A 25,365-nucleotide genomic window follows, 5' to 3' on the forward strand; every position below is an offset into this window, starting at 1 on the left:
GGGGAAGAGAGTCCAACCATGCAGCGGTCGGCGGACGGGTGGGGCAGCGGGCTCCTCGGGGTGGTGATCTTCAGCGGCTCGCTGCCGGCGACGCGGGTGGCGGTGGGGGGCTTCTCGCCGCTGTTCCTCACCTCGGCCCGGGCGGTGATCGCCGCCATCCTCGGGGCGGTCCTGCTGTGGGGCCTGCGGCAGGCGCGGCCGGCCCGGTCCGATCTCGCGTCGCTGGCCATCGTGGCGCTCGGGGTGGTGCTGGGCTTCCCGCTCCTGACCGCTCTGGCGCTCCAGCACGTCACCTCGGCGCATTCGATCGTGTTCATCGGCCTCCTGCCGCTCGCCACCGCCCTGTTCGGGGTCCTGCGCGGCGGCGAGCGGCCGCGGCCGGCCTTCTGGCTGTTCTCACTCCTCGGCAGCGGCGCGGTGGCGGGGTTCGCCCTCCTCCAGAGCGGCGCGGGCTCGCTCGCCGGAGACCTCCTGATGCTCGCCGCGATCCTGCTCTGCGGGCTCGGCTACGCCGAGGGCGCGGCCCTGTCGCGGCGCCTGGGCGGCTGGCAGGTCATCTCCTGGGCGCTGGTCCTCGCCCTGCCGGCGATGCTGGTCCTGGCGCTGGCGACCCGGCCGGCGGGCGTGGCTGGGGTCGGCGCTCCGGCGTGGCTGGGCCTTGCCTACGTCTCGGTGTTCAGCATGCTGGTCGGGTTCGTGTTCTGGTACCGCGGCCTGGCGCGGGGCGGCATCGCAGGGGTGGGCCAGCTGCAACTGCTCCAGCCCTTCCTCGGCCTCCTGCTGGCGGGGCTCCTGCTCGGCGAGCCGGTCGCGCCGTCGATGGTCGTCGTGACCGGGCTGGTGGTGCTGTGCGTCGCGGGGGCGAAAAGGTTCGTGTAGGAGAACCGTCCCTGTCAGAGAATGCGGTTCGCGTGAGCGAACCGCCCCATCCCGGGCCAAGGTCTGACGGCGACGGTTGACGAGCTGTTTACGGCATCGTGCGCATCTTACGCACCATGCGTCGTGGCATCGTAGCGTTCTCAGCCTTCACGCTTTTCGGCCTGGGGCTCACCGGATGCGCGCTCAACCGGTTTGAGCAGCGCGAACCCTGGCGGAATCAGGCCGAAGAGGTCTGCCTCGCCCAGAAACTCGTTCGTCCGAGCGAGGACATCCAGCCGGTCAAGGAGATCGACGGGCCGGGTGTCTGCGGCATGGTGCACCCGTTCCGGGTCACCCGGCTCGCGGGCGGCACCGTGGCGCTCAAGCAGCGCATGACCCTCGCCTGCCCGATCATCCCGGAGGTCGAGGCCTGGCTCGCCGGCACGGTGCAGCCGGCGGCGGAAGTGTATTTCGGGCAAGCCGTGGTCGAGATCAATTCCGGCTCGTATTCCTGCCGCGGCCGCAACAACCAGGTCGGGGCGAAGCTCTCGGAGCACTCGTTCGGCAACGCCGTTGACGTGATGTCCTTCCGCTTCGCCGACGGCTACGTCGTAACGGTGAAGGGCGGCTGGCGCGGCACCGAGGCCGAGCAGGGCTTCCTGCGCGAGGTCTTCCTCGGCGCCTGCAACCACTTCACGACCGTGCTGGCGCCGGGGTCGAACGTCTATCACTACGACCACCTGCATCTCGACCTGGCGCGGCACGACCCGAGGGGCCTGCGTCGGATCTGCAAGCCGCTGATCAAGTACGAGTCGCGGCTGCCGCCGCCGGGCACGCCGCTGTCGCCGATCCGCAAGAAGCCGGCCTGGCAGCCCGCCCCCGATCCGGCGCCGATCGACGTCGAGGAGGACGATCCCTACGGCCTGTCCCCGACGAGTGCCCGGGAGACCGGCAGGACGGTCGCCCGTGCGCCCTCCCCTCGTCCGGCGCCGGTCCAGGCCTACGCCCCGCCCCCCGCCTCGCGGCCGGCTCTGGCCGCCGAGCCCCGCGCCCTGCCGGAGCCGCTGCCGCTCGGCAGCCCGACCTGGTCGTCGGGCGCGATCTACTGAGGTTCTTTCAGGCCGGCGCGCCGCCGAGATCCGCCACCACGGCGCGCCGCGCCGCCGCGTCCTCCGCCAGGCGATGGACGTGCATCTCGGTCGCCCCGCGGGCACGGGCGCGGGTGAGCCAGCCGCGGGCGAGCCGCTCGCGCGGGCTCTCGCCGGCTGCGGCCACCGCCACCAGCTCGGCCGTGCCGTCGCCGCCGCGGCGAACCGCGATCACCACCGCCTCGCCGACCTCCGCCGGATCGTCGTCGAGGGCATGGATCCCCACCACGTAGCGGCGGCCGGAGCGACCGCGCCAGGCGCTCAGCGGCAGGGCCGGGGTGCCGCGCAGGCCGGTGGCCGTTCTCAGGCGCTCCTCACGCACGTCCATTCTCCTCGCGCGATCGTTCTGGATGTCCCGCATCGCCACAGACCAGGACAGGGCTCGTTTGTTCGCCATTTGTTCCAGCCTAGTTCCGATTCCGGAGGTCCGTCAAGCGCGAACGATCGGGGTGTGCGAGATCTGGAGAGGCCTTGCACCGGGTTCAAGGCCGGGGTCAGTGGAGGGCGCGCGAAAGGGCCTTCGCAGCCGGGTTTCCCCGGCCGCGAAGGCGGTCACTCACCAGCGGTGATGCCAGCCGTGATGGCCCCAGCCGCCGCCCCAGCCGACCCGCCGGTAGCCGTAGCCCCACGGGCGATGCCAGCCGACCCGGCGATAGCCGTAACCCCAGGGCCGGTGCCAGCCGACGCGGCGGTAGCCGTAGCCCCAGCGTGGGCCGACGACGACAGTCCGGTAGCCCACGACCGGGGCGTAGAAGACCCGCGGCCCGAGATTCGGGCGGCACCAGCCACGCCAGTTCCGGTGGAACCCGGGGCCGCAGCCGTCACGCGCCTCCGCGGTCGTTCCCGTGCCGACGACGGCGCCGACGGACAGGATCGCGGCGCCAGCAATCATGCTCCAACGCATCATAGCCTCCTGTAGAGTGAGGCCCATGAAATGCACGAGGGGGCAAAATCGTTTCGCAGGTTACGAAGAGTTCATGTTCGGCGTCACGCCGCGGCGCGACGGCTAAGTTTGCGCGACTTGCGGTCGCGCAGAGGATCAAGAAATTACCGGTATTTTTGAACTACTGTCGTTTGGTGGCCGGGATGTCCGTGCCTTCCAACCCCTCATCCTCAGCCTGAGGTGGCGAGGGGGATGAGACGGATCCGACGGACCCGGCCCCCTACGTCTCCCGCGCCCGCACAGCGGCCGGCGCCGAACCAGACATCGCCGCCTCCCGCACGAGGGCATCCGAGGCGGTCTCGATCCGCTCCTGCAGCTCGGCGAAGAACCGGTCCTTGGGCAGGCCCGGCGGGATCGGGGGGAGGAACTCGATGATTGCGGTGCCCGGCCGGTAGGTCAGGCGGCGCCGGCCCCAGAACACCCCGGTATTGAGCGCGACCGGCAGGCACGGCACGCCGAGCCGGTCGTACATATGCACCACGCCGTACTTGTAGGCCGGCGGCGCGTCCGGCGCGCGCCGCGTACCCTCCGGGAAGATGATCAGGCGGCGGCCGTCGGCCATGGCGGCGGCGGCCTCCTCGTTCATCAGGGCGAGCGCGCGGGAGCCCTTCGAGCGGTCGATCGCCACCATCTCGCTGCGGGCGAGGTACCAGCCGAACAGGGGCAGCCACATCAGCTCGCGCTTGAGGATGTAGCTGAAGTCGTCGAGCACCGTGACGAGGGCCACGGTCTCGAGGGCCGACTGGTGCTTGGCGGCGACCAGGCACGCCCCGGCCGGGCGGTGCTCCAGCCCGCGGAACTCGACCTTGAGGCCGACGATGGCTTCGAGCAGCCGGAGGGTGATCCGGCCCCAGGTCTGGGCCAGCCACACCACGCTGCGCCGGCTGGCGAGGGCCGGCAGGCCGCCGACCAGCAGCGCGGCGGTGACGAGGTAGAAGGCGACGGTGAACAGGATCGAGCGGACGAGGGGCATAGCAACCGGCAACGGCGAACCTTCGGGCCGGGCCCGTGAGGCCGGCCGCGGGCGGACGGGGATGCGGCACACGGGGATCGAAGCGCCGCCCGCGGAATGCGGTCGGCCCTCCTTAGAGCATTTCCGCCCGCGCGTAACAGTGAATGGCGGGCGCCGCCGCACCGTCCGGACGGATGTCGGAGCGGGAAAAACGTGCTTTAAGCCTCGACGGACCCGCGCACGAGACGCGGGGGGAGCACGCCATCGGTCCGGACAGCCGGGCCCATCCGAGGGAGGAACCCATGACCACGCTCACGCGCCGCCGCGCGCTCCATCTCGCCGTCGCCGGCGCCGTCGCGGGCCCGGCGGTGTTGCGCATCACCCGGGCGCACGCGGCCGAGTACACCCTGAAGGCCGCCAACAACACGCCGATCAGCCATCCCCTCACGGTCTACATGACCAAGGCGACGGATGCGATCCGCGAGGAGACCGGCGGCAAGGTCGACGTCAAGCTGTTCCCGAACAACCAGCTCGGCGGCGACACCGACATGCTGAGCCAGCTGCGCTCCGGCGCGCTGGAATTCTTCACCCTCTCGCCCCTGATCCTCGCCACCCTGGTGCCGGCGGCCTCGATCAGCGGCGTGGGCTTCGCCTGGAACGGCTACGACAAGCTGTGGCCGGCGATGGACGGCGACCTCGGCGCCCATGTGCGGGCGCAGATCGAGAAATCGGGCCTCTTCGCCTTCGACCGCATCTGGGAGAACGGCTTCCGCCAGACCACCTCGTCGACCCGGCCGATCCTGAAGCCGGAGGACTTCAAGGGCTTCAAGATCCGGGTCCCGCCGAGCCCGATGTGGACCTCGATGTTCAAGGCCTTCGACGCCGCCCCGATGACGATCAACTTCGCGGAGGTCTACTCGGCGCTGCAGACCAGGATCGCCGAGGGCCAGGAGAACCCGCTGACCCTGATCGACACCGCCAAGCTCTACGAGGTGCAGAAGTACCTCTCGAAGACCAACCACATGTGGGACGGCTTCTGGCTCCTGTCGAACGGCAAGGTCTGGCGCGGCCTGCCGCAGGACGTGAAGACCGTGATCGCCAAGCACTTCAACGCCCAGGCGGTGGCGCAGCGCGAGGACATGGCGAAGCGCGCGAGCACGACCGAGCAGGACCTGCGCGCCCGCGGCCTCACGATCCAGGACGTCGACACCAAGGCGTTCCAGGCCAAGCTGCAATCGGCCGGCTTCTACAAGGAGTGGAAGGGCAAGTTCGGCGACGACGCCTGGGCGCTTTTGGAGAAGCACACCGGGCCGATCGCCTGATCGCGACGACGCTCGTCTGGCTCGCCCCGGCGGCTCACGCCGCCGGGGCGAGCACGGCGCGGCCGAACAGGTAGCCCTGCGCCTCGGTGAAGCCCTCCTCGTGGATCACCGCGAGCTGGGCCGGCGTCTCGACGCCCTCCGCCACCGTCTCGATGCCGAGGCGCCGGCCGAGTTCGGCGACGACGCCGACGATCGCCCGGCAATCCGGCCGCTCGACGGCGTCGCGCACGAAGGAGGCGTCGAGCTTGATGCGGTCGAACGGGTAGGCGCGCAGGCGCCCGAGGGACGAGAAGCCGACGCCGAAATCGTCGAGGGAGATGCGCACGCCCATGGCGTGGAGGAGCTGCAGGTCGTCGACGATCCCGTCGGCGGTGTTGCTCAGCACCGTCTCGGTGATCTCGAGTTCGAGGCGCCGGGGGCTGAGGCCGGTCTGCCTCAGGATCTCACCCACCGCCCGCGGCAGGCTGCCGTCGCCGAGCTGGCGCACCGAGACGTTGACGCAGACCCGGGCCGGCTCGGTCCAGGCGGCGGCGTCCCGGCAGGCCCGGTCGAGCACCCACAGGCCGAGCACCCGGATCATGTCCGACTTCTCGGCGAGGGGGATGAACCGTCGCGGCGAGACCGGGCCGCGCTCCGGATGCGTCCAGCGCAGCAGCGCCTCCTGGGCGTTGACCCCGCCATGGGCCAGCCCGATGATCGGCTGGTAGGCGACGCCGAGCTGGCCGGCCGCGATGGCGTGGCGCAGGTCCTGCTCCAGGCGCTCCTCGTCGCTGCGCTCGGTCTCCAGTTCCGGGGTGAACGGTCGCCAGGCGGCCTTGCCGGCGCCCTTGGCGGCGTAGAGCGCGCAATCGGCCTGGTGCAGCATCGCGTCCGGCGTGGTGGCGCCATCCGCGAAGGCGATGCCGATGCTCGCCGTGACGTGGCGCGGCCGCTGGTCGTCGACCGCGTAGGGCCGGGCGAGGTCGATCAGCAGCCCCTCGGCGAGCGGCACCGCGAGGTTCCCGGCCATCCCGGGCAGCAGCAGGGCGAACTCGTCGCCGCCGAACCGGGCGGCGAGCCCGCCCTCCGGCAGGGCGCGGCGCAGGCGCTCGGCCACCTGCTGCAGCAGCGTGTCGCCCGCCTGATGCCCGAGATCGTCGTTGACCGCCTTGAAGCCGTCGAGGTCGAGGAACAGGAGTGCGGTCCCGGCCGGCAGCGAGCCGTCGACGGCGCCCTCGTGCAGGTGCCGCCACAGCTTCGCCCGGTTGGCGAGGCCGGTGAGCGCATCGTGATGGGCGAGCCGGCTGATCTCCAGCTCGGCCTCGCGCTGGCGCGTCACGTCCTCGAAGGTGACGACGAACGCCCCGCCGGGCACGCTCCGGCGCACCAGGGCGATCGCGCGGCCGTCCGGCGCCGGGACCACCACGGTCTCGCCGCGGACGAGCGCCGCCTCGTGCTCGGCGAGCAGGGCGGCCCCCTCCGGCGGCCCGGCCTCCGGCCCGGCGAAGGCCAGGGCCCAGAGCGCCGCGACCGGCGTCCCGACCAGGTCGCGGCCGCCGGCCGCCGGAAACAGCGAGAAGAAGCGCTGGTTGAGGAGACGCACCTGGCCGTCGGCATCGAACAGGCACAGTCCCTGCGACATGGTCGAGAGGGCGAGGTCGAGGATCAGCGCCAGGGCGTGGAACTGGCCGCCCTCCTCCGTGCGCGGGGTCGCGTCGCGGATGATCTGGGCGTAGCCGGCGAGGGCCTCGCCGTCGTGGAGCGCCGCGATGACCGTGTGGGCGCGGAACCGGGTGCCGTCGCGGCGCGGCCACCACCCTTCCGTCTCGAAGCGCCCGGTCTCCCGCGCCGCCGCGAGGGCCGCCGCGCTCTCCTCGGGCGAATCGCCGTACGCGAAGGCGCGGCCGATCACCTCCGCCGCGGGAAACCCGGTCAGGCGCTCGGCGCCCGGGTTCCAGGCCGCGACCCGCCCGGCTGGATCGAGGAGGCAGAGGGCGTGGTCCGGCGCGTTCCAGACGAGGCGGGAACAGGCGTCGTGCAGAGCGGAGCCCGCATCGGATTCGTCCACCCGGACCGCGCTCGCTTCACTCCGCATCGCCGACAAGCCCCGTCGCGCCGCGCTGGGGCCGCCGCGCGCATCTCACGAGGCTCTACGCTATGCGATTTAAGGCCGGAGGTTGAGTCGCATTCTCGTCTTATGCCCCGCGGCCGTATCGGCGCGGGGCTCCGGACGCCCTCATAGGAAATCCGACTGATTGCTTCGCAATGCGGATTTCGGCTTCGCTCAGGCGCCGCGCGGGCTTGTGATACCAAATCCGGAAGTGATCTTCCGGATTTGGTATCACTCCCACTCGATCGTGCCGGGGGGCTTGGAGGTGATGTCGTAGGTCACGCGGTTGATGCCCTTGACCTCGTTGATGATCCGGGTCGCGACCCGGCCCAGGAACGCCATGTCGAAGGGATAGAAATCCGCCGTCATGCCGTCGACCGAGGTGACGGCGCGCAGCGCGCAGACGTGGTCGTAGGTCCGCCCGTCGCCCATCACGCCGACGGTCTTGACCGGCAGGATCACCGCGAAGGCCTGCCAGATCGTGTCGTAGAGCCCGGCCTTGCGGATCTCCTCGAGGTAGATCGCGTCTGCCTTGCGGAGCGCATCGAGCTTCTCGCCCGTGATCTCGCCGGGGCAGCGGATGGCGAGGCCCGGACCCGGGAAGGGATGGCGGCCGACGAAGGCCTCGGGCAGGCCGAGCTCGCGGCCGAGCACCCGCACCTCGTCCTTGAACAGCTCGCGCAGGGGCTCGACGAGCTTCATGTTCATGCGGGCGGGCAGGCCGCCGACATTGTGGTGGCTCTTGATCGTCACCGAGGGACCGCCGGTGAACGACACGCTCTCGATCACGTCCGGGTAGAGCGTGCCCTGCGCCAGGAAGTCGGCGCCGCCGATCTTCTTCGCCTCGGCCTCGAACACGTCGATGAACAGGCGGCCGATCGTCTTGCGCTTGACCTCGGGGTCGGTGACCCCGGCGAGCTCGCCGAGGAACAGGTCGGAGGCTTCGACGTGGACGAGCGGGATGTTGTAGTGGTCGCGGAAGAGGCGGACCACCTCCTCGGCCTCGCCCTGGCGCAGCAGGCCGTGATCGACGAAGACGCAGGTGAGCTGCTCGCCGATCGCCTCGTGGATCAGCACCGCCGCCACCGCCGAATCGACGCCGCCCGAGAGGCCGCACAGCACCTTCGCGCCGCCGACCTGGGCGCGGATGCGCTCGATCGCCTCCTCGCGGAAGGCGGCCATCGACCAGTCGCCGGTGCAGCCGGCGATGTCGCGCACGAAGTTGCGGATGAGCAGCGCGCCGTGGGGCGTGTGGGCCACCTCGGGGTGGAACTGCACCGCGTAGAACTGGCGCGCCTCGTCGGCCACCGCCGCGAAGGGGGCGTTGGGGGAGATCGCCACGGTGGTGAAGCCGTCGGGCAGCTTCGTCACCCGGTCGCCGTGGCTCATCCAAACCGGATACTTCTCGCCGACGTGCCAGACGCCGCGAAAGAGCGCGCTGTCGGCGATGATCTCGACCTCGGCGCGGCCGAACTCGGCGTGGTGCCCGCCCTCGACCTCGCCGCCGAGCTGCGCCGCCATGGTCTGCTCGCCGTAGCAGATGCCGAGCACCGGCACGCCGGCCTCGAACACGCCTTGCGGCGCCCGCGGCGAGGACTCGACCGTGACCGATTCCGGCCCGCCCGACAGGATCACCGCCCGCGGCTTCATCGCCGCGAAGGCCGCCTCGGCCGCCTGGAACGGCACGATCTCTGAGTAGACCCCCTCCTCACGCACCCGTCGGGCGATGAGCTGGGTCACCTGGCTGCCGAAATCGATGATGAGGATCTTGTCGTGCTCGGTCGTCATGCGACGATGAGTTAGACGAGGCTCGGGCCTCGCGCAACGCGCCGGACCGCGGATCCCGGGTGCGTTCACGACATTGAGGCCGCGTTCCCGGCATTAACCGGATGTTCATGCGCTAACGGCGAGTGAGGCACCCCCAACCCACCAGACAGGGAGCCTCGCCATGCGAGCCATCGTCCTCGGGATCGCCGCCACCCTCGCCATGGGCCTCAGCCTCGCGCCGGCCTCGGCCCTGCCGGTCGCCTCCGGCAACACGGTCGCGCCCGCCGCTTCGATCGAGCAGGCGCAGTACGTCACCCGCCGGGTGGTCCGCCGCGGCCCGCGCTGCACGGTCCAGGTGACCCGCACCCGCGGTCCGTTCGGCCGGGTGGTGGTGCGCAAGGTGCGCCGCTGCTTCTGAGCGCGCTTGCGCGTCCGACGTGATTCGAGAGGGCGGCCCCCGGCGGGGGCCGCCCTTTTCGTTTGTCTATGACGGCCAGACCGCCAGCAGCGCCCGCAGGGCGGCCACGAAGGCGAGCGGCTGGTCGACCATGACGTGGTGATAGGCCTCCGGCAGGTTGACCCTCGGCGAACCCGGCGGCAGCAGGCCCTGGACGTAGGCCGCGTCGGCCGGGCGCATCAGGTCCGAGCGGGCACCGGTCACCAGGGCGAGCGGGCAGAGCGCCCCGCGCACCATCTCAGCCCGGTCCGGCAGGGTGAGGCGGGCCCACATCGAGGGATCGAAGCGCCAGCTCCAGCCGCCATTCACCTCCCGCAGCGATTCCCGCGCGATGAGGTCGGCGATGTAGAGGGTGTCGCAGGGCTGCATCGGCGCGAAGCGGAACCGTGCCAGAGCCGCCTGCAGGGTCGGGTAGATCCGGTGGGGCGCGAAGCGGCCGTCCTCGCGCCGGCGCCCGGTGCGGCGCTCCGGCGAGAAGATCGGCGGGTCGACGATCACGGCGCCGCGCCAGCGCCCCGCCTCCCGGCCCGCCTCGGTCAGCATCGGGAAGCAGCCGAAGGAATGCCCGACCATGACGGGCGCTCCGGCCGCGGACAGCCCCGTCGCCTCCGCGGCCGCCTCGACCTCGTCGGCGAAGGTGTCGAGGTCGTAAGTCTCGCGCCAGTCCGACCCGCCCATGCCGGACCAGGACAGGGCGGCGACCCGGTAATGCTCCGCGAGATACGGCGCGATGAAGCGCCACCAGCCCGCATGCGCCCCGTTGCCGTGCAGCAGCATCAGCCCCGGCCGGCCGCGCTCGCCCCAGGCGAGGGTCTCGATGGCCGCACCCTTCACGGTGAGGCGCCCGGTCTCGGGCGCGACCGCGACGGCGTCCCGGAACCAGGACGGGGCCGGCGGGGTGTCGCCCTCGAGATGGGCGAGCGGGGCGGAGAGGTTCGGGTCGGGGGATGTGTCGGTCACGGGCAGGATGATGGGATCGGGCCGGAAGCCGTGTCAATCGGGATTGGAAGACCCAGTATGGCCACTTGACCCTGGTCACCCGCGATCATTCGAAAATCCGGTCTCTCACACCCGGATGAAGCCGCGCCGCCGCGCCCAGGTCGCGAACAGGCCCGGCCAGGCCGCCGCCGGCGAGCCCGGCACGCCGAGGTTGAAGCCGTGGCCGCCGCGCTCGAACAGGTGCATCTCCACCGGCACCTCGACGGCCCGCAGGGCCGCGAACATCAGGAGGGAATTGTCGACGACCGCGATGGGATCGTCGGCAGCTTGGGCGAGGAAGGTCGGCGGGGTCTCGGGCGGCACGTGGGTCTCGACCGAGTAGGCGTCGGTGGCGACGCGGGTCGGGCTCTCGCCGACGAGGACGCGGCGGCTCGACGTGCGGTCGAACGGGGGCTTGAGAGTGATGACCGGGTAGATCAGCGCCGAGACGTCGGGCCGGGCCGAGAGCGCGTCGTCCTCGTCGACGGGCCGGTAGAGGGCGGACGCGAAGCGGGTGCTCGCCGCCCCCATCAGGTGGCCGCCGGCGGAAAAGCCCATCACGCCGATCCGGTTCGGCTCGTAGCCGTAGCGCCGGGCCCGGGCCCGCACCAGGCGCACGGCCCGCTGGGCATCCTGGATCGGCGCGTCGGCCCCCGCCGCCCAGCCCTCGCCGGGCAGCCGGTAGACCAGCGCGAAGGCGGTGACGCCCATCGTGTTGAGCCAGCGCCCCACCGGCACCGCCTCGTGGCCGAGATCGATGCGGCGATAGCCGCCGCCGGCGGCGATCACCATCGCGGTCCCGGTCGAGCGGGCGGGGCGCATCACCAGCAGGCAGGGTTCGGCGACGCCGGTGACCACGCCCTCGCGGCTCTCGTCGAAGCGCGGCGCGTCCGGTCCCGGCCCCCCGCCGCCCGGCGGCTTGCCGGGCCAGAGCCGCATCACCTCCAGGGCGGCACCGGGGGCGGTGTCGGGCGGCGCGTCATGGCTCGGGGGCTTGGCTTGAGACGTATCCTCCTGGCCCATCGGCCGCTCCTGCGCGCGAGCGGCGGGCGCGAGGGCGAGGGCGGCTCCCGTGAGCAACGTCCTGCGATGCAGCGCCATGCCGACCGTCCGATACTCTCGAAGACCCCGAACCGATCCCGAGTCTCGCCGGCTCAGGGAGTGCCGGCGGGACGACCCCTCGCCTGCATGCATAAGCCAAGCTGCCGCGGATGCACGGCAGAAAAGTACCGGGCCGCGCCCGTCCCAGGGTCAGCCGGCCCCGCGCTCCAGGAGCGCGACGTAGAAGCCGTCGGTGCCGGTGCGCTCCGGGCTCATCTGGATGCCGTGGGCGGTGCGGCGCACCTTCGACGCGACCTCCGCCGGCAGGTCGAGAGGCCGCGGCGTCAGGTCGTCGCGCCGCCCGGCGAGCCCGGCGACCGCCGCGTCGTTCTCCTCCGGCAGGAGCGAGCAGGTGACGTAGACGAGGCGCCCGCCCGGCCGCACCAGCCGCGCGGCCCGGTCGAGCACCGATTCCTGCTCCGCCACCCGCGTCGCGAGGCTGCCGGGGCGCAGGCGCCACTTGGCGTCCGGGTTGCGCCGCCAGGTGCCCGCGCCGGTGCAGGGCGCGTCGACCAGGACGAGGTCGGCGGTGCCGTCGAGGTCGGTCAGCACGTCCGGGCGGCCCTTGCCGCCGCGGGGCGTGCGCACCTCGGCCTCGGCGCCGGCCCGGCGCAGGCGCTCGTGGATCGGGGCGAGGCGCCGCGGGTCGCCGTCGGTGGCGATCAGCCGGCCCTGGTTGTTCATGAGGGCCGCGAGCGCCAGGGTCTTGCCGCCGCCGCCGGCGCAGAGATCGATCACGGTCATGCCGGGGCGCGCGCCTGAGAGGCGGGCGGCGAGCTGCGATCCCTCGTCCTGGATCTCGAACCAGCCGTCCAGGAACTCCGGTTCGACGTGGAGCGCCGGGCCGCGCCCGTCCTCGCCGAGCGGCACCCGCAACCCGTCCGGCGCGAGCGGCGTCGGCTCGGGCGAGAGATGGGCGAGCGCCTCGCGCGTTCCGTCGCGGGTCGCCTTCAGGGTGTTGACCCGGATGTCGAGGGGCGCCCGGCGGGCGAGCGCCCGCAATTCGGGCAGGAGGTCGTCGCCGAGCGCGGCGGCGAGCGAGGGCACCACCCATTCCGGCACGTCGCCGGCGACGTGGACCGGCGCGTGGCTCAGCGTCCCGGTCTCGAGCCGCTCCCGCTCGGATTCCGTGAGGGGGGCCGGCGCGAAGCGCTCGCCGGTGAAGAGCTCTGCGACGGTCCGGGCGGCGAGCCCCCGCTGCAGGCGCAGCGAGCCGATCAGCACGGCGCGCGGGCTGTCCTCGCCCATGATCCAGGCGGCGGAGGCGCGCCGGCGAAGCGCGTCATAGACCAGGGTCGCGATGGTGGCGCGGTCGCCCGAGCCGGCGAAGCGGTGGGCGAGACCCCAATCCTTGAGGGCATCGGCCACCGGGCGGCGGCGCTCGGCGATGTCGGCCAGGACCTCGATGGCGGCGGAGAGGCGGGCGCCGGGGGTCATCGGGAGACCACCGACCGTGAAAGGGCCGGTCGTGAAAAGGCCAGGTTCGCGCCGCGGGACCGGCGCATCACGGCCAAGCTTTCGGCTCCGACCGCCCCGACACCTTGGCCGTTCCATCCGCAGAGCCGGAGACCTGCATCCATGATCCGTCGTTCCATCCCGTCCGCCCTCGCCGTGAGTCTCGCCGGCCTGATCGCGCTGGCGGCCGGCGCCTGCGCCACCGCCCCGGCGGCGCCGGCCGTCGACCTCACCCCGCCGCCGCCCCGGCCCTACGACGCCAAGACGCAGCTCGAATACGGCAACCCGCCGCCGCGGGCCCCGCGATACTGAGTGCCCCTTACCCTCCTCGCGACGGGATGGCGAGCAGCCGCCTTCAGGCGAGGAGGATCCGCCCGGCGAAGACCAGCCACATCGCCATCAGGACGACGGCCCCGGCGAGGAAGGCCTGGAAGCGCCGGATCACCACGTTGCTCGTGGCGTAGATCCCCGCATGGACGAGCCGGGTCAGCACGAACAGCCAGGCGAGGCCGACGAACAGGGTGTCGGCTTGGGCGGTCGCCAGGGCGAGCGCGGTCACGACGTAGAACAGCACCGGCAGCTGGAACTGGTTGTCGAAGGCGTTCGAGACCTGCTGCACCGGGACGGGCCAGCTGCGCTCAGCCAGCGAGACATCCTTGAGCTTGACCTGCCCCGCCCTGGCCGCGGCGAAGCGCACCCGCCCGGTCCAGAGCAGCAGACCGAAGGTCAGCAGGACCTGGACGAAGACGGGGGCGAGGATGGCTTTCGGGGTCATGGGGTCCTGAAGCAAATTGTGAGACTGTTCGCGTCGGCTGTTGGTTCGGTCATGACACCCTCCGGGTCATCCCGGGGCCGCGCAGCGGAACCCGGGATCCATAACCGCTGACGATGCAAGACGAAACGGGACGCTCCAGCTGCGTTCGCGATGGTCGGCGGTCATGGATCCCGGGTTCTCACCTTCGGTGAGCTCCGGGATGACGCGGAGCGGTACGACCCTAACGACCTCTCGTCGTCCTCGCCATCGAGAACCGGTCGACGTGTGAGCGTGCCGAAACGTCCCCCTCGCACGTCGCCCCAAATCCCCCCGCCCGCCCCCTTTCGCAACCGCCTCCGCGGCGCTACATGAGGTCGGCGGGGCTGCGGTTCTCGTCAGGAGACAATATCCCCGGGGCCTTATCGACTCCCTCGGGAGCTGTCACTGCCCTGGTCCGTGGACCGGGGCATTACGGCGCCCACCTACTTCGTAGGTTTCCCGGGATCGATTCTCCAACGGCTCTCGTGGCTCCGCGCTGGACTTCTATGACGATCGACGGTTCCCCCGCTTCTCCAGACAAGGTTTCCTTGCGCAAGGCGGCCCTGGCGCGGCGGGACGGGCTGGCGGTCGAGGCTCGTGAAACAGCCTCCCGCCGCATCGCCGAGATCGTCCTCGCCCTCCCCGAGATCGCGACGGCCGCGCTGGTCTCGGCCTACTGGCCGATCCGCAGCGAGGTCGACGTGCGCCCGCTGATCGGGCTCTTGCGCGCCCGCGGTCAGGCGGTGGCCCTGCCGCAGGTCACGCCCGATGGCCTCGTGTTCCGCCTCGCCGCCGAGGGCGCGGCGCTCAGCCCCGGCGGCTTCGGCCTCAGCGAGCCCGGGCCCGATTCAGGCGTCGTCGAGCCCCGCGTGCTCCTCGTGCCGCTCGCGGCCTTCGACCGGCGCGGCCAGCGCATCGGCTACGGCAAGGGCTATTACGACCGGGCACTCGCCCGCCTCGACGCCACGGGGCGCACCCTCGCCCTCGGCATCGCCTTCTCTGCCCAGGAGATTCCCCTCGTGCCGGCCGGCCCGCACGACCGCGCCCTCGACGGGATCGTGACCGAGGCGGGCTTCATCCACCCCACCGGAGACTGATCCCCGCCATGCGCCTCCTCTTCCTCGGCGACGTCGTCGGCCGGCCCGGCCGCCTGGCGGTGAGCGAGCGCCTGCCGGCCCTGCGCGAGCGCTGGCGCCTCGACTGCGTGGTGATCAACGGCGAGAACGCCGCCGGCGGCTTCGGCATCACCGAGAGCATCTGCGACGAGCTGATCAATGCCGGCGCCGACGCGGTGACGCTCGGCAACCATTCCTTCGACCAGCGCGAGGCCATGGTCTTCATCGTCCGGCAGCCGCGGCTGGTGCGCCCGGCGAACTACCCGCCCGGCACCCCGGGCCGCGGCGCCACCGTGGTCGAGACCCGGAGCGGCGCCCGGATCCTCGTCGTCAACGTGATGGGGCGGATCTTCCTCGATCCCCTCGACGATCCCTTCGCGGCGGCCGAGCGCGAATTGTCCGCCTGCCCGTTGCGCGACGCCGCCGACGCGGTGATCGTCGACGTGCACGCCGAGGCGACGAGCGAGAAGGAGGCCTTCGGCTGGTTCCTCGACGGCCGGGCGAGCCTCGTCGTCGGCACCCACACCCACGTGCCGACCGCCGACCACCGCATCCTGCCCGGCGGCACCGCCTACATGTCCGATGTGGGCATGTGCGGCGACTACGATTCGGTGCTCGGCATGCAGAAGGACGAGCCGGTGCGCCGCTTCCTGCAGAAGACGCCGGGCAGCCGGCTCGAAGCCGCCACCGGCGAGGGCACCCTGTGCGGCCTCGCGGTCGAGACCGACGATTCCACCGGCCTCGCCCGCCGGGTGAGCCCGGTCCGCCTCGGGCCGCATCTCGAGGAAACCTGGCCGCAACACTGGGACTGAATCCCTCGAGACCCCGTACTGCTCCGGCTTGATCGGCCCGGCGGCTCCCGGCACAGTGCCGTCGGGTCCCGGCGACGTCGTTTCGCCGGGGCCGACCAGTGCAGCCTGCGGACGAAGCCTCGCCCGCGACAGTGAGTACGGCCCGCGATGGCGGCGAGCGCTGCGTCCCCTCCCCTGACGTCGCCGCGGATCTACCTCATCCGCATGGTGGTGTTCCTGACGCTGGCCGGCTTCCTGGCCTTCGTGCTCTATCGCCAGATCGTGCCGGCCTTCATGGCCAATCCGGGCCTCAACGGCCTGATCCTCGGCGCGACCCTGATCGCCATTATCATGGCCTTCGGGCAGGTGCAGCGCCTCTTCCGCGAGGTGCGCTTCGCCAACCGCACCGCCGCCGGCGCCGCGGAGCCCGGCACCCCGCGGGTGCTGAGCGCGCTCGCGCCGGCGCTCCGCGAGGCGCGGGCCGGCCGGCCACACCCGCAAGGGCAGTTCCAGCCGCTCCTCGACACCGTGGCATCCCGCCTCGACGAGGGCCGCGAGATCCTGCGCTACATCGGCGGCCTCCTGATCCTGCTCGGCCTCCTCGGCACGTTCTGGGGCCTGATCGACACGCTCTCGGCGGTGGGCGGGGTGATCCGCTCGATGCGGGCCGGCGGCGGCGACGCGGCGGTGATGTTCGACGAATTGAAGAGCGGCCTCGCGGTGCCGCTCTCCGGCATCGGCCTCGCCTTCTCGGCCTCGCTGTTCGGGCTCGCCGGCTCGCTGGTGATCGGCTTCCTCGACCTCCAGGCGGGGCAGGCCCATACCCGGTTCTACAACGAACTGGAGGACTGGCTCGTCACCGCCGCGGGTCCGGCGCCCGCGCCGGTGCCGGTCCCCGTCACGGTGCCGGCGGCGGCCGCGCTCGCCGCCGCGCCGCGCCCGCCCGAGCCCGCGAAGGACGACGCGGTGCTGAAGGACATCGCCGACGCGATGACGCGGCTCGGCACCCTCGTCGGCGACAGCACCTCGCACAGCCGGTCCAGCACCCAGGCGATGGCGAACCTCGCCGAGGGCATCCAGGGCCTCGTCCAGCACATGCGCGCCGAGCAGCAGATGATCCGCGACTGGGTCGAGGCGCAGGCGACCCGCGAGCGCGAGCTGAAGCAGGTGCTCGACCGCCTCGCCCGGGAGAAGGTGGAGTGAGCCTCTGATGGCTGGCCGCCTCGTCCGGCGCGACCGCACCTTCAACGTCTGGCCCGGCTACGTCGACGCGCTGACGACGCTGCTGCTCTCGGTCGTCTTCCTGCTCACGATCTTCGTCACCGGCCAGTTCTTCCTGTCGCAGGAATTGTCGGGCCGCGACACGGTGCTGGAGCGGCTGAACCGCCAGATCTCCGAGCTCACCGACCTGCTCGCCCTGGAGCGCTCCGGCAAGCGCGCGCTGGAGGAGACCGCCGCGGGCTTGCGGGCGAACCTGTCCGGCTCCGAGGCCGAGCGCAAGCGCCTGCAAGGCCTCCTCGCCACCGGCCAGGGAGCGGAGGGCAAGGCCGCCGAACTCGGCCGCCAGCTCGAGGCCGAGAAGGGCGCGGCCGCCCGCGCCATGAGCCAGGTCGACCTCCTCAACCAGCAGATCTCGGCGATGCGCCAGCAGCTCGCGGCGCTGGAGGATGCGCTCGCCGCCTCCGAGACCCGCGACCGCGAGAGCCAGGCCCGCATCGCCGATCTCGGCAGCCGCCTCAACGTGGCGCTCGCCCAGCGCGTGCAGGAGCTGGCGCGCTACCGCTCGGACTTTTTCGGGCGGCTCCGCCAGATCCTCGGCAACCGCCAGGACATCCGCATCGTCGGCGACCGCTTCGTGCTGCAATCCGAGGTGCTCTTCTCCGCCGGCCAGGCGGTGCTGAAGCCGGAGGCCGGCCCGGAGATCGACCGGATCGCCGGCGCGATCGTCGAGCTCAACCGGCAGATCCCGGCCGACATCCCATGGGTGCTGCGGGTCGACGGCCACACCGACGCGCGCCCGATCGCCTCGTCGCAATTCCCGTCGAACTGGGCGCTCTCGGCGGCGCGCGCCATCGCGGTGGTGCAGTATCTCGTCGGCAAGGGCATTCCGCCCCAGCGCCTGCTCGCCGGCGCCTTCGGCGAGTTCCAGCCCCTCGAGGCCGGGACGACCGAGGAGGCCTATGCCCGCAACCGGCGGATCGAGATGAAGCTGACGGAGCGCTAGGGGCGATGCGTCGCCGGTTTCAGACGGCTTCTGCCTGATCTATCCAAACAAAGGTAAGGCGCGGCTCCCCTCTCCCGAGTGGGAGAGGGGCCGGGGGTGAGGGTGACACGCTTCCGCAGAAAGCTCAGTCCGTTGTGCTGGCAGCTCAACGGTAATTGCCCAATCCTGAAGCGTATCACCCTCACCCCAACCCCTCTCCCACTCGGGAGAGGGGATCCCGCGCTTTACTTGTTTTAGAACCGTACAAGGGTCGTTGTCTCAGATCAGCTTCAGCCCGCGGAAGCTCGCGTGGCCGTCCCGCCCGACGATGATGTGGTCGTGCACCACGATCCCGAGCGGCCCGGCCACCGCGACGATGTCGCGGGTCATCTTGATGTCGGCCTGGGACGGGGTCGGATCGCCCGAGGGGTGGTTGTGGACCAGGATCAGGGCGGTGGCGGAGAGCTCCAACGCCCGGCGCACCACCTCGCGCGGATAGACCGGCGTGTGGTCGACGGTGCCCCGCCCCTGCACCTCGTCGGCGATCAGGCGGTTGCGCTTGTCGAGGAAGAGCAGCCGGAACTCCTCCCGCGGCGCGAACGCCATCGCGGCCCGGCAATAATCGATCACCGCGGCCCAGGACGAGAGCAGCGTGCGCTCGGCCACCGCGCCGCGGGCGAGCCGCCGCCCGGCCGCCTCCATGATCTTGAGATCGGTGACGACCGCAGGACCGATGCCGTCGACCTCGAGCAGCCGCTCCGGCGAGGCGCTGATCACCTCGGCGAAGCTGCCGAAGCGGGCGATCAGCGCCTTGGCGATCGGCTTCACGTCCCGGCGCGGGATGGCACGGAACAGCACCAGTTCCAGGAACTCGTAATCGGGCAGCGTGTCGCCTTGCGCGAAGCGGGCGCGCAGGCGGTCGCGGTGGCCGTGGTAATGCGGCTCCTCCGCCTTCTCCGGGGTCTTGCTCTCGGGCGCGGAACCGCCGGCCTCCGCGAAACCGGGACGGGTGCGGGGCGGGCGGGTCACGGCCGGGCCGGACTGGACCGAGCCGTCAGGCGGCGGCGGTGTCGTGCGGCTTGTCCAGCCCCTTGGGCGAGAGGGTGAAGATCTCGACGCCCGTCTCGGTCACCGCCACCGTGTGCTCGAACTGGGCCGACAGCGAGCGGTCGCGGGTCACGGCGGTCCAGCCGTCGGCCAGCACCTTCACCGCCGGGCGGCCGAGATTGATCATCGGCTCCACGGTGAAGAACTGGCCGGGCTTCAGAGTCACGCTGTAGCTCGGCTCGACGTAGTGCAGGATGGTCGGCGCGTCGTGATAGGTGCGGCCGAGGCCGTGGCCGCAGAAATCGCGCACCACCGAGCAGCGCTCTCCTTCCGCGAAGGCCTGGATCGCCGCGCCGATGTCGTTGGTGGTGCCGCCGGGCTTGATCGCCGCGATGCCGCGCATCATCGCCTCGTGGGTGATGTCGCACAGGCGCGCGGCCTTGCGCGGCACCTCGCCGACATAGGCCATGCGGCTCGAATCCCCGTGCCAGCCGTCGACGATCAGGCAGATGTCGAGGTTGACGATGTCGCCCTCGCGCAAAGGCTTGTCGTTCGGGATGCCGTGGCAGACGACGTGGTTGATCGAGGTGCAGATCGACTTCGGATAGCCGCGGTAGTGCAGCGAGGCGGGATACGCGCCGTGATCCATCGCGAAGGTGTAGGCGAGCCGGTCGAGCGCCTCGGTGGTGACGCCGGGGGCCACCGCCTCCATCAGCAGGTCGAGGGCCTCGGCGGTCAGCCGGCCGGCCTTGCGCATCGCCTCGAAGGCCTCGGGGCCGTGGATCGGCGGCTCCTGCCGGCGGCCATCCTTGACCGCACTCTGCTCGTCACGACTCATCGGGGGCCCGAAAGATGCGCTGGCGCTGAAAACCGGATGCCTCGATGTAGGCGTTTCCGGCTTGGATGCCAAGGACGAAGGGGGCTCTAGCGCGGGTCGACCCAGGCGCGCGGCCGGGCCGGCGCGGCGGCCGGCACCCGCTGGGCCACCCGCGTGACGGGACGCGACTCAGCCTGCCGCGCCGCGTGGTGGCGCCGCACCCGGCGGGCGGCCCGGCGCGGGCGCCGACCCGATTCGCCCCAGGCGGCGCCGACGACCCCGCCGACCACCGCGCCGATCGGGCCGGCGACCAGGGCACCCGCCACCGCGCCGGCGCCCGCCCCGACCACGGTGCGGCTCTGGGCCTGCGCCGCGGGGGCGCCGAGCACCGTCAGGGCGGCGAGGAGGGCGAGCCTCGGCAGGAAGCGGGTCACGGGCGATCCTCTCGGGTTGTTGCGGGTCCGGCGCCCCGATGTCGCAAGACCGTGACCAAACGGCGGCGGAGGCCGTCAGTCCCGGCCGGCCCCCTAGGCGCGGCGGCCCCGAGGGGCTAGGAGAACCCGATATCCCGAGGGCATCAGGCCCCGCTCAAGGCAGGAACTCTGAGGCGATGGCAGACAAGGCGGTCCCGCACTTCCACAACCAGGACGGCGTTCCGGTCATCGAGGTCGGCTCGAAGGAGTTCATGTGCATCGGCGCGCTGCCGCCGTTCGACCATCCCCATGTCTTCCTCGACATGGGCGCCGACCACGAGATCATCTGCCAGTACTGCTCGACCCTGTATCGCTACAAGCCGTCCCTGAAGGCCGGCACGGCGAACCCGGCCTCGAGCGTCTGGGACGACCGCGCCCGCCTCGCCGCCGAGTAAGCCTTGCCCCCCAGCCACTTACCCGGCCATCTGCCGGGGAACCGTCCGGTCCCGGACCGGCCGGGCCTGCGCGTCGCGATCGTCGGGGCCGGCATCGGCGGGCTCACGGCGGCGCTCGCCCTGAGCGCCCGCGGGCACGACGTGACCCTCGTCGAGCGCCGCACCGCCTTCAGCGAGGTCGGAGCCGGCCTGCAGCTCTCGCCCAACGCGAGCCGGATCCTCACCGATCTCGGCCTCGGCCTGCCCTTGCGCCGCGTCGCCGGCGAGCCGGCGCGGGTGCGGATCCGCGGGCTGACCAATGCCCGCGACATCGGCGAGATCGCGCTGGGCGAGGCGATGCGCGAGCGCTTCGGCGCACCCTACTGGGTGGTGCACCGGGCCGACCTCCAGACCATCCTGCTCGAGGCCGCCCGCGGCCGGCCCGGCATCCGCCTGCTGATCGGGCGCGCCGTCACCGCCGTTCAGGAGAGCGCGGCCCGCGCCACCCTGACCCTCGCCAGCGACGGCGGCCGCAGCGAGACCCTGGAGGTCGACCTCGTGGTGGCGGCCGACGGCGTGCGCTCGGCCCTGCGCACCAGTCTCGACCGGCGCCCCCTGCGCCCCCGCGGCGAGGCCGCCTGGCGCGCCACCCTCCCCCGCGAGGCGGTGCCGCCCGACTTCCTCGCCGACGAGACCGGCCTGTGGCTCGGCCCCGGCCGGCACGTGGTGCATTACCCGATCAATGGCGGGCGCCGGCTCAACCTCGTCGCCGTGGTGCCGGACAAGAGCGGCAGCGAGGATTGGGGCGCAAGCGGCGAGCCCGCCCGCCTGCGCGCCGCCTTCGCCGACGCCGCCCCATCGCTGGCGGGTCTCCTCGCCCGGCCCGAATCCTGGCTGGTCTGGTCCCTGGTCGACCGGCCGGCGGCCCGCCCGATGGCCCGCGGCCGGATCGCGCTGCTCGGCGACGCCGCCCATCCGGTGCTGCCGTTCCTGGCGCAGGGCGCCGCGCTGGCGATCGAGGATGCCGCGGTGCTCGCCGCCTGCCTCGTCCCCGGCCAGCCGGTGCCGGCAGCGTTGTCCCGCTACGCCAAGGCCCGGGCCGAGCGCGTGGCGACCATCCAGGCGCATGCCCGCCGCAACGGCCGCGTCTACCACGCCGGCCCCCTGATCGCCGCCGCCCGCGATGCGGTGATGGGCCGCCTCGGCCCGGTCCAGATGACCGAGCGCTACGCCTGGCTCTACGGCTGGCGCCCGCTCGGGCCGGCATAAGCTTTCTCGCGATCCGATCGCGGGGCCTTGATCTGCGCCCCGCCCCCGGCTAACCCGGATCGGCAGGGCAGCGCCCTTCGCGGACGTGGCGGAATCGGTAGACGCACGAGACTTAAAATCTTGCGACCTCTGGTCGTGCGGGTTCGAGTCCCGCCGTCCGCACCATCTTCAACTATATTCGATATGTGTATTTTCTAAGAAATTACCAATTGTATCACTGTAATTTTCATAGTTGTTTATTTTGCAAATTTTTGGATTCCATATTATTTATATAGAATGAGAGGCTCCATGCGTTACGCGTTATTCCAATTGATACTTGATGAAAATCCCGAACTTGTCATCGACAAAGATCGATACGAAGCAATTTTGATTGCTCGTGAAAACCTCACCAATCTCACTGCTATCGAAGAAAAATATGATCTTTTGCTTGAGAACCAGCTTGATTTTGAACGCGAAATTGCCCATGTAGCTGCGAGAGATATGATATTTAGCGATAGATCTTACGATTATTTCTGGAATATTGGAAATCTTCTCAATAGAAGAATAATCAACGTCTTGACATCATGTCGAACCTACTTGGATCATACTGATCATCATATATGCGATATATTCGGAAAGTGCTCCGATGAACAAAAATCGTATAAATTCTTTAGAAATGTTATCTATGATAACAATCCGGAGTATAGAATTATCGAAGCGCTTAGAAATTATGTGCAACATAGAGGCTTTCCAATCCATAAATGGAGTATCGGCTCCAGCAAAGTAGCGATCAGCGATCTTACGCTTTTTGAGTCCTATATAGGACTCGAAATGATCTCCGATATATTAAAAAATGATGGAAAATTTAAATCTTCGACAATTAAGGATATAGATGCAATGGGAGGTTCTGTCGATTTAATATACATTATAAGAAAATATATAGAGCTTATTTGGGATATTCATTGTCACGTCAGAAATATATCTGCTACAAGAAAAAGCTCAGTGTCATCTATACTGCATTCTGCCATCGCAGATTATAGCAATCTTTTAGGAAAAGATGATACCGTAGCGGGATTAGTTTTAGGAATAATAGATGACGAAGGCCATACAGTAAAACATTCTTATGTAGTCCCAGATGCATTAAAGTTCCTAGATAATTTTTTCTCAAAAAATTCGTCACTTAAGAATTATGGAAGGAAGCATCTTTCTACACGTATCAGAAAATCAACTGCCACCCATCTAAAAACCAGGAAATAAAATTCCTATTATTTAATCTAAATTTGAAATTGAAGAAAATTCTAAGCCCTGCGGCCTCATCACTAGCCCCATCACCGCCACACCAGCTGCACCTGCCTCACGGCAGAACGGCGCCGTCATCGTGTCGACACCGCCAAGCGCCACCACCGGCATCACTCCTGCCGCCTCGCGCAACACCCCCAACCCCAAAGCCGGCCCATACCCCGGCTTACTGGCGGTGAGAAAAATGGGGCTCAAGGTCACGTAATCCGCCCCCGCCGCCCGCGCCGCCCGCACATCGCCGAGCGAATGCGCCGAGACGCCGAGCAGCGCCCCCCGCCCCAGCCGCGCCCGGGCGGCCGCCACATCCGCCGCTGCGCCGAGCTGGACGCCCGCCGCCCCCACCTGCGCCGCCAATTCTACGTCGCGCCCGATGGTGAGCGCTCCGCCCACCCGCGCGATCTGCCCGGCCAAAGTCTCGGCCAACGCCGCCCGCTCCGGCGCCGGCAGGTCGCGGTCGCGCAGCCAGATCCAGCGGGCGCCGGCGCTCAGGCAGGCGGCAACGCGGTCGGCCAGGGGTTCGGGGCAGCCGTGCCGATCGGTGACGATCAGCAGGCGGGCGGGGAGGCTCACGAGCCGACGAGGCCGAGCTGCGGGCTCGACGGCTCGGCGCGGCCGCGGCGCGGGATGCGGCCGCCGAGATGGGCGAGGCGGCCGGCCTCGACGGCGTGGCGCATGGCGCGGGCCATCCGCACCGGATCGTCGGCCTTGGCGACGGCGGTGTTGAGGAGGACCGCGGCGGCGCCCAGCTCCATCGCGATCACCGCGTCGGAGGCGGTGCCGATGCCCGCATCCACGATCACCGGCACGGGCGAGCGCCGGCAGATCAGTTCGAGGTTCGCCGGGTTGGCGACGCCCATACCGGAGCCGATCAGCGAGCCCATCGGCATCACCGCGGCGGCACCCAGATCGGCGAGCCGGCTGCACACGACGGGATCGTCGTTGCAGTAGGGCAGCACGACGAAGCCGGCATCGACCAGCTGGCGGGTCGCCTCGATCGTCTCGGCGACGTCGGGATAGAGCGTCTCGCGGTCGCCGATCACCTCGACCTTGATCCAGTTGGTGCCCATCGCCTCGCGGGCCAGCTCCGCCGTCATCACGGCGTCGCGGGCGGTCTCGCAGCCGGCGGTGTTGGGCAGGAAGCGGGCGCCCTTCAGGCGCGCCACCGTGTCGGAGCCGTGGCCGTGGAGCGAGATGCGGCGGATCGAGACCGTCACCACCTCGGCGCCGCTCTCCCGCACCGCCTCGCTCATGATCGCCTGCGTCGGGTAGCCGGCGGTGCCGATGAGGAGGCGCGAGGACAGGGTCGTGCCGGCGATGACGAACGGGTCGTCGTGGGTCATGGGGTTCCTCCGGATGGCGTCGGGCGCAGGATCGGCCGGATCTGGCAATCTCGCTCGCACGCGGGTTCGTCCGATGCGGGGCTCAGGCGCCAGACGACCGGGCCCGCCCCGTCGCGGCCCTGCGTCCGGCTCAAGATGGGGATGCGCCCGCGTGCCGGCACCGGCCTCTCATGACGAAAAGGCCGCGTCCCCTTGTCGGAAACGCGGCCCTCGCAAACGTCACGGTGCGGGTGCGGTCAGGCCCGGCCGCCCCGGCGGCGCAGGCGGACGATCACCTCGACGCCGGCGATCTCCATGCCCTCGGGGGCCTGGGGCAGCGAATCGACGGTGATGCCGCAATCCGGCATGTCGAGCACCTGGCCCTCCTCCTCCAGGAAGAAGTGGTGGTGCTCGCTCGGGTTGGTGTCGAAATAGGCCTTGGAGCCGTCCAGCGCGAGCTGGCGCAGCAGGCCGGCCTCGGTGAATTGGTGCAGGGTGTTGTAGACGGTCGCCAGCGAGACCGGGACCTTGGCCCGCATCGCCTCGTCGTACAGCATCTCGGCGGTGAGGTGCCGGTCGCCCTTGCCGAACAGCAGCCAGCCGAGGGACAGGCGCTGGCGCGTCGGGCGCAGGCCCGCGCGGCGCAGGCGGTCGCGAAGGTCCGAGAGCGGGCAGCCGCGCCGCTGGCCGGCGGCGCCGGACTCGAGGGCCGGGACGCGGGCGCCGAGGACGGCGCGCAGGGGCGACAGGTCGTTCATCAGCGGAACTACGACTCGTTGGACGGCGGCAATGTTACCGCTCGTTATAGGCCGCCCA

Annotated in this window: 27 protein-coding genes, 1 tRNA gene and 1 other RNA gene; 14 read left to right on the top strand and 15 right to left on the bottom strand. The window is 70.5% G+C overall.

Annotated elements, in window-relative coordinates; all coding sequences use genetic code 11:
• Positions 1-18 precede the first annotated feature (18 nt).
• A complete protein-coding gene (locus tag BM430_RS19140) occupies positions 19-879 on the top strand; it encodes a DMT family transporter (protein ID WP_093568841.1) in 861 nt (286 codons plus the stop codon).
• Between the two features lie 116 nt (positions 880-995).
• A complete protein-coding gene (locus BM430_RS19145; RefSeq protein ID WP_093568842.1) occupies positions 996-1,967 on the top strand; it encodes an extensin-like domain-containing protein in 972 nt (323 codons plus the stop codon).
• A gap of 7 nt (positions 1,968-1,974) precedes the next feature.
• On the opposite strand, the gene BM430_RS19150 is transcribed toward BM430_RS19145, so the two are convergent.
• From BM430_RS19150 to BM430_RS19160, 3 genes are all read right to left on the bottom strand, one after another.
• Positions 1,975-2,328, bottom strand: a complete 354-nt coding sequence (locus BM430_RS19150; protein WP_244539556.1) for a hypothetical protein — start codon at positions 2,326-2,328, stop codon at positions 1,975-1,977.
• Between the two features lie 234 nt (positions 2,329-2,562).
• Positions 2,563-2,898 carry a GCG_CRPN prefix-to-repeats domain-containing protein gene (locus tag BM430_RS19155; RefSeq protein WP_244539557.1) on the bottom strand — a complete coding sequence of 112 codons (336 nt, stop codon included), beginning with the start codon at positions 2,896-2,898 and terminating at the stop codon, positions 2,563-2,565.
• Between the two features lie 271 nt (positions 2,899-3,169).
• Positions 3,170-3,922 carry a lysophospholipid acyltransferase family protein gene (locus tag BM430_RS19160; RefSeq protein ID WP_093568845.1) on the bottom strand — a complete coding sequence of 251 codons (753 nt, stop codon included), beginning with the start codon at positions 3,920-3,922 and terminating at the stop codon, positions 3,170-3,172.
• Between the two features lie 281 nt (positions 3,923-4,203).
• Between BM430_RS19160 and BM430_RS19165 the strand changes: the two genes are divergently transcribed.
• Entirely contained in the window at positions 4,204-5,223 is a 1,020-nt protein-coding gene (locus BM430_RS19165; RefSeq protein ID WP_093568846.1) for a TRAP transporter substrate-binding protein, read from the top strand.
• 34 nt (positions 5,224-5,257) lie between these two features.
• Here the strand turns inward: BM430_RS19165 and BM430_RS19170 are convergent, their stop codons facing one another.
• On the bottom strand, positions 5,258-7,270 hold the full coding sequence (locus BM430_RS19170) for a putative bifunctional diguanylate cyclase/phosphodiesterase (protein ID WP_177303103.1): 2,013 nt from the start codon (positions 7,268-7,270) through the stop codon (positions 5,258-5,260).
• A gap of 273 nt (positions 7,271-7,543) precedes the next feature.
• Positions 7,544-9,100: a glutamine-hydrolyzing GMP synthase gene (gene guaA, locus BM430_RS19175; protein WP_093568848.1), complete on the bottom strand. Its 1,557-nt coding sequence runs from the start codon at positions 9,098-9,100 to the stop codon at positions 7,544-7,546.
• 160 nt (positions 9,101-9,260) lie between these two features.
• Between guaA and BM430_RS19180 the strand changes: the two genes are divergently transcribed.
• Positions 9,261-9,497, top strand: coding sequence for a hypothetical protein (locus tag BM430_RS19180; protein WP_093568849.1), 237 nt, complete (start codon positions 9,261-9,263; stop codon positions 9,495-9,497).
• A 66-nt stretch (positions 9,498-9,563) separates the two neighbouring features.
• Here the strand turns inward: BM430_RS19180 and BM430_RS19185 are convergent, their stop codons facing one another.
• The 3 genes from BM430_RS19185 to BM430_RS19195 all read right to left on the bottom strand — a co-directional run bounded on the left by BM430_RS19185 (position 9,564) and on the right by BM430_RS19195 (position 13,052).
• The gene (locus tag BM430_RS19185; RefSeq protein WP_093568850.1) at positions 9,564-10,496 is read right to left on the bottom strand and encodes an alpha/beta fold hydrolase; all 933 of its coding nucleotides are present in this window, start codon (positions 10,494-10,496) and stop codon (positions 9,564-9,566) included.
• A 105-nt stretch (positions 10,497-10,601) separates the two neighbouring features.
• Positions 10,602-11,615, bottom strand: a complete 1,014-nt coding sequence (locus BM430_RS19190; protein WP_093568851.1) for an alpha/beta hydrolase — start codon at positions 11,613-11,615, stop codon at positions 10,602-10,604.
• 150 nt (positions 11,616-11,765) lie between these two features.
• Positions 11,766-13,052: an RsmB/NOP family class I SAM-dependent RNA methyltransferase gene (locus BM430_RS19195; RefSeq protein WP_093568852.1), complete on the bottom strand. Its 1,287-nt coding sequence runs from the start codon at positions 13,050-13,052 to the stop codon at positions 11,766-11,768.
• 141 nt (positions 13,053-13,193) lie between these two features.
• Between BM430_RS19195 and BM430_RS19200 the strand changes: the two genes are divergently transcribed.
• Positions 13,194-13,382, top strand: coding sequence for a hypothetical protein (locus tag BM430_RS19200; RefSeq protein WP_093568853.1), 189 nt, complete (start codon positions 13,194-13,196; stop codon positions 13,380-13,382).
• A gap of 43 nt (positions 13,383-13,425) precedes the next feature.
• Here BM430_RS19200 and BM430_RS19205 read toward each other — a convergent pair whose 3' ends face one another.
• On the bottom strand, positions 13,426-13,845 hold the full coding sequence (locus BM430_RS19205; RefSeq protein WP_093568854.1) for an MAPEG family protein: 420 nt from the start codon (positions 13,843-13,845) through the stop codon (positions 13,426-13,428).
• A 356-nt stretch (positions 13,846-14,201) separates the two neighbouring features.
• On the opposite strand from BM430_RS19205, the gene ssrS reads away from it, so the two are divergent.
• From ssrS to BM430_RS19230, 5 genes are all read left to right on the top strand, one after another.
• Positions 14,202-14,359, top strand: a non-coding RNA gene (gene ssrS, locus BM430_RS19210) — 6S RNA.
• A 10-nt stretch (positions 14,360-14,369) separates the two neighbouring features.
• Positions 14,370-14,960 carry a 5-formyltetrahydrofolate cyclo-ligase gene (locus BM430_RS19215; RefSeq protein ID WP_093568855.1) on the top strand — a complete coding sequence of 197 codons (591 nt, stop codon included), beginning with the start codon at positions 14,370-14,372 and terminating at the stop codon, positions 14,958-14,960.
• An 8-nt stretch (positions 14,961-14,968) separates the two neighbouring features.
• Complete coding sequence (locus BM430_RS19220; RefSeq protein WP_093568856.1) at positions 14,969-15,790, top strand: TIGR00282 family metallophosphoesterase; 822 nt, start codon at positions 14,969-14,971, stop codon at positions 15,788-15,790.
• A gap of 147 nt (positions 15,791-15,937) precedes the next feature.
• Entirely contained in the window at positions 15,938-16,972 is a 1,035-nt protein-coding gene (locus BM430_RS19225; RefSeq protein ID WP_093568857.1) for a MotA/TolQ/ExbB proton channel family protein, read from the top strand.
• Between the two features lie 7 nt (positions 16,973-16,979).
• Entirely contained in the window at positions 16,980-17,993 is a 1,014-nt protein-coding gene (locus tag BM430_RS19230) for a peptidoglycan -binding protein (RefSeq protein WP_093568858.1), read from the top strand.
• A 258-nt stretch (positions 17,994-18,251) separates the two neighbouring features.
• On the opposite strand, the gene radC is transcribed toward BM430_RS19230, so the two are convergent.
• The 3 genes from radC to BM430_RS19245 all read right to left on the bottom strand — a co-directional run bounded on the left by radC (position 18,252) and on the right by BM430_RS19245 (position 20,270).
• Positions 18,252-18,887 carry a RadC family protein gene (radC, locus tag BM430_RS19235; RefSeq protein WP_244539560.1) on the bottom strand — a complete coding sequence of 212 codons (636 nt, stop codon included), beginning with the start codon at positions 18,885-18,887 and terminating at the stop codon, positions 18,252-18,254.
• A gap of 139 nt (positions 18,888-19,026) precedes the next feature.
• On the bottom strand, positions 19,027-19,857 hold the full coding sequence (map, locus tag BM430_RS19240; RefSeq protein ID WP_093568860.1) for a type I methionyl aminopeptidase: 831 nt from the start codon (positions 19,855-19,857) through the stop codon (positions 19,027-19,029).
• An 86-nt stretch (positions 19,858-19,943) separates the two neighbouring features.
• Positions 19,944-20,270: a DUF456 family protein gene (locus tag BM430_RS19245; protein WP_093568861.1), complete on the bottom strand. Its 327-nt coding sequence runs from the start codon at positions 20,268-20,270 to the stop codon at positions 19,944-19,946.
• A 176-nt stretch (positions 20,271-20,446) separates the two neighbouring features.
• Here BM430_RS19245 and BM430_RS19250 point away from each other — a divergent pair, with 176 nt between their 5' ends.
• The 4 genes from BM430_RS19250 (at position 20,447) to BM430_RS34090 (ending at position 23,188) form a co-directional block, all read left to right on the top strand.
• Complete coding sequence (locus BM430_RS19250; protein WP_093568862.1) at positions 20,447-20,704, top strand: zinc-finger domain-containing protein; 258 nt, start codon at positions 20,447-20,449, stop codon at positions 20,702-20,704.
• Between the two features lie 30 nt (positions 20,705-20,734).
• Positions 20,735-21,952, top strand: a complete 1,218-nt coding sequence (locus BM430_RS19255; RefSeq protein WP_093568918.1) for an FAD-dependent oxidoreductase — start codon at positions 20,735-20,737, stop codon at positions 21,950-21,952.
• Between the two features lie 79 nt (positions 21,953-22,031).
• Positions 22,032-22,117: transfer RNA gene (locus tag BM430_RS19260), tRNA-Leu, on the top strand.
• 123 nt (positions 22,118-22,240) lie between these two features.
• Positions 22,241-23,188 carry a hypothetical protein gene (locus BM430_RS34090; RefSeq protein ID WP_143132072.1) on the top strand — a complete coding sequence of 316 codons (948 nt, stop codon included), beginning with the start codon at positions 22,241-22,243 and terminating at the stop codon, positions 23,186-23,188.
• Between the two features lie 12 nt (positions 23,189-23,200).
• On the opposite strand, the gene BM430_RS19265 is transcribed toward BM430_RS34090, so the two are convergent.
• From BM430_RS19265 to irrA, 3 genes are all read right to left on the bottom strand, one after another.
• Complete coding sequence (locus BM430_RS19265; RefSeq protein ID WP_093568863.1) at positions 23,201-23,800, bottom strand: thiamine phosphate synthase; 600 nt, start codon at positions 23,798-23,800, stop codon at positions 23,201-23,203.
• Positions 23,797-24,570 (bottom strand): thiazole synthase, encoded by a 774-nt coding sequence (locus tag BM430_RS19270; RefSeq protein WP_093568864.1) that lies wholly within the window; start codon positions 24,568-24,570, stop codon positions 23,797-23,799. The genes BM430_RS19265 and BM430_RS19270 overlap by 4 nt, the downstream gene beginning before the upstream one ends.
• Positions 24,571-24,806: 236 nt before the next feature.
• Entirely contained in the window at positions 24,807-25,307 is a 501-nt protein-coding gene (gene irrA, locus BM430_RS19275; protein WP_093568865.1) for an iron response transcriptional regulator IrrA, read from the bottom strand.
• Between the last annotated feature and the right edge of the window lie 58 nt (positions 25,308-25,365).

Source organism: Methylobacterium sp. 174MFSha1.1 (assembly GCF_900116815.1).
Taxonomy (GTDB): domain Bacteria; phylum Pseudomonadota; class Alphaproteobacteria; order Rhizobiales; family Beijerinckiaceae; genus Methylobacterium.

Bases quoted from the DNA above. Each gene is read 5' to 3' on its own strand.
- BM430_RS19195 (WP_093568852.1), bottom strand. From the start codon at position 13,052: ATGACCCCCGGCGCCCGCCTCTCCGCCGCCATCGAGGTCCTGGCCGAC.
- irrA (WP_093568865.1), bottom strand. From the start codon at position 25,307: ATGAACGACCTGTCGCCCCTGCGCGCCGTCCTCGGCGCCCGCGTCCCG.
- BM430_RS19190 (WP_093568851.1), bottom strand. From the start codon at position 11,615: ATGGCGCTGCATCGCAGGACGTTGCTCACGGGAGCCGCCCTCGCCCTC.
- BM430_RS19220 (WP_093568856.1), top strand. From the start codon at position 14,969: ATGCGCCTCCTCTTCCTCGGCGACGTCGTCGGCCGGCCCGGCCGCCTG.
- BM430_RS19225 (WP_093568857.1), top strand. From the start codon at position 15,938: ATGGCGGCGAGCGCTGCGTCCCCTCCCCTGACGTCGCCGCGGATCTAC.
- BM430_RS19205 (WP_093568854.1), bottom strand. From the start codon at position 13,845: ATGACCCCGAAAGCCATCCTCGCCCCCGTCTTCGTCCAGGTCCTGCTG.
- BM430_RS19180 (WP_093568849.1), top strand. From the start codon at position 9,261: ATGCGAGCCATCGTCCTCGGGATCGCCGCCACCCTCGCCATGGGCCTC.
- BM430_RS19165 (WP_093568846.1), top strand. From the start codon at position 4,204: ATGACCACGCTCACGCGCCGCCGCGCGCTCCATCTCGCCGTCGCCGGC.
- guaA (WP_093568848.1), bottom strand. From the start codon at position 9,100: ATGACGACCGAGCACGACAAGATCCTCATCATCGATTTCGGCAGCCAG.
- BM430_RS34090 (WP_143132072.1), top strand. From the start codon at position 22,241: ATGCGTTACGCGTTATTCCAATTGATACTTGATGAAAATCCCGAACTT.
- BM430_RS19230 (WP_093568858.1), top strand. From the start codon at position 16,980: ATGGCTGGCCGCCTCGTCCGGCGCGACCGCACCTTCAACGTCTGGCCC.
- BM430_RS19140 (WP_093568841.1), top strand. From the start codon at position 19: ATGCAGCGGTCGGCGGACGGGTGGGGCAGCGGGCTCCTCGGGGTGGTG.
- BM430_RS19270 (WP_093568864.1), bottom strand. From the start codon at position 24,570: ATGACCCACGACGACCCGTTCGTCATCGCCGGCACGACCCTGTCCTCG.
- BM430_RS19215 (WP_093568855.1), top strand. From the start codon at position 14,370: ATGACGATCGACGGTTCCCCCGCTTCTCCAGACAAGGTTTCCTTGCGC.
- map (WP_093568860.1), bottom strand. From the start codon at position 19,857: ATGAGTCGTGACGAGCAGAGTGCGGTCAAGGATGGCCGCCGGCAGGAG.
- BM430_RS19160 (WP_093568845.1), bottom strand. From the start codon at position 3,922: ATGCCCCTCGTCCGCTCGATCCTGTTCACCGTCGCCTTCTACCTCGTC.
- BM430_RS19155 (WP_244539557.1), bottom strand. From the start codon at position 2,898: ATGATTGCTGGCGCCGCGATCCTGTCCGTCGGCGCCGTCGTCGGCACG.
- BM430_RS19145 (WP_093568842.1), top strand. From the start codon at position 996: ATGCGTCGTGGCATCGTAGCGTTCTCAGCCTTCACGCTTTTCGGCCTG.
- BM430_RS19250 (WP_093568862.1), top strand. From the start codon at position 20,447: ATGGCAGACAAGGCGGTCCCGCACTTCCACAACCAGGACGGCGTTCCG.
- BM430_RS19200 (WP_093568853.1), top strand. From the start codon at position 13,194: ATGATCCGTCGTTCCATCCCGTCCGCCCTCGCCGTGAGTCTCGCCGGC.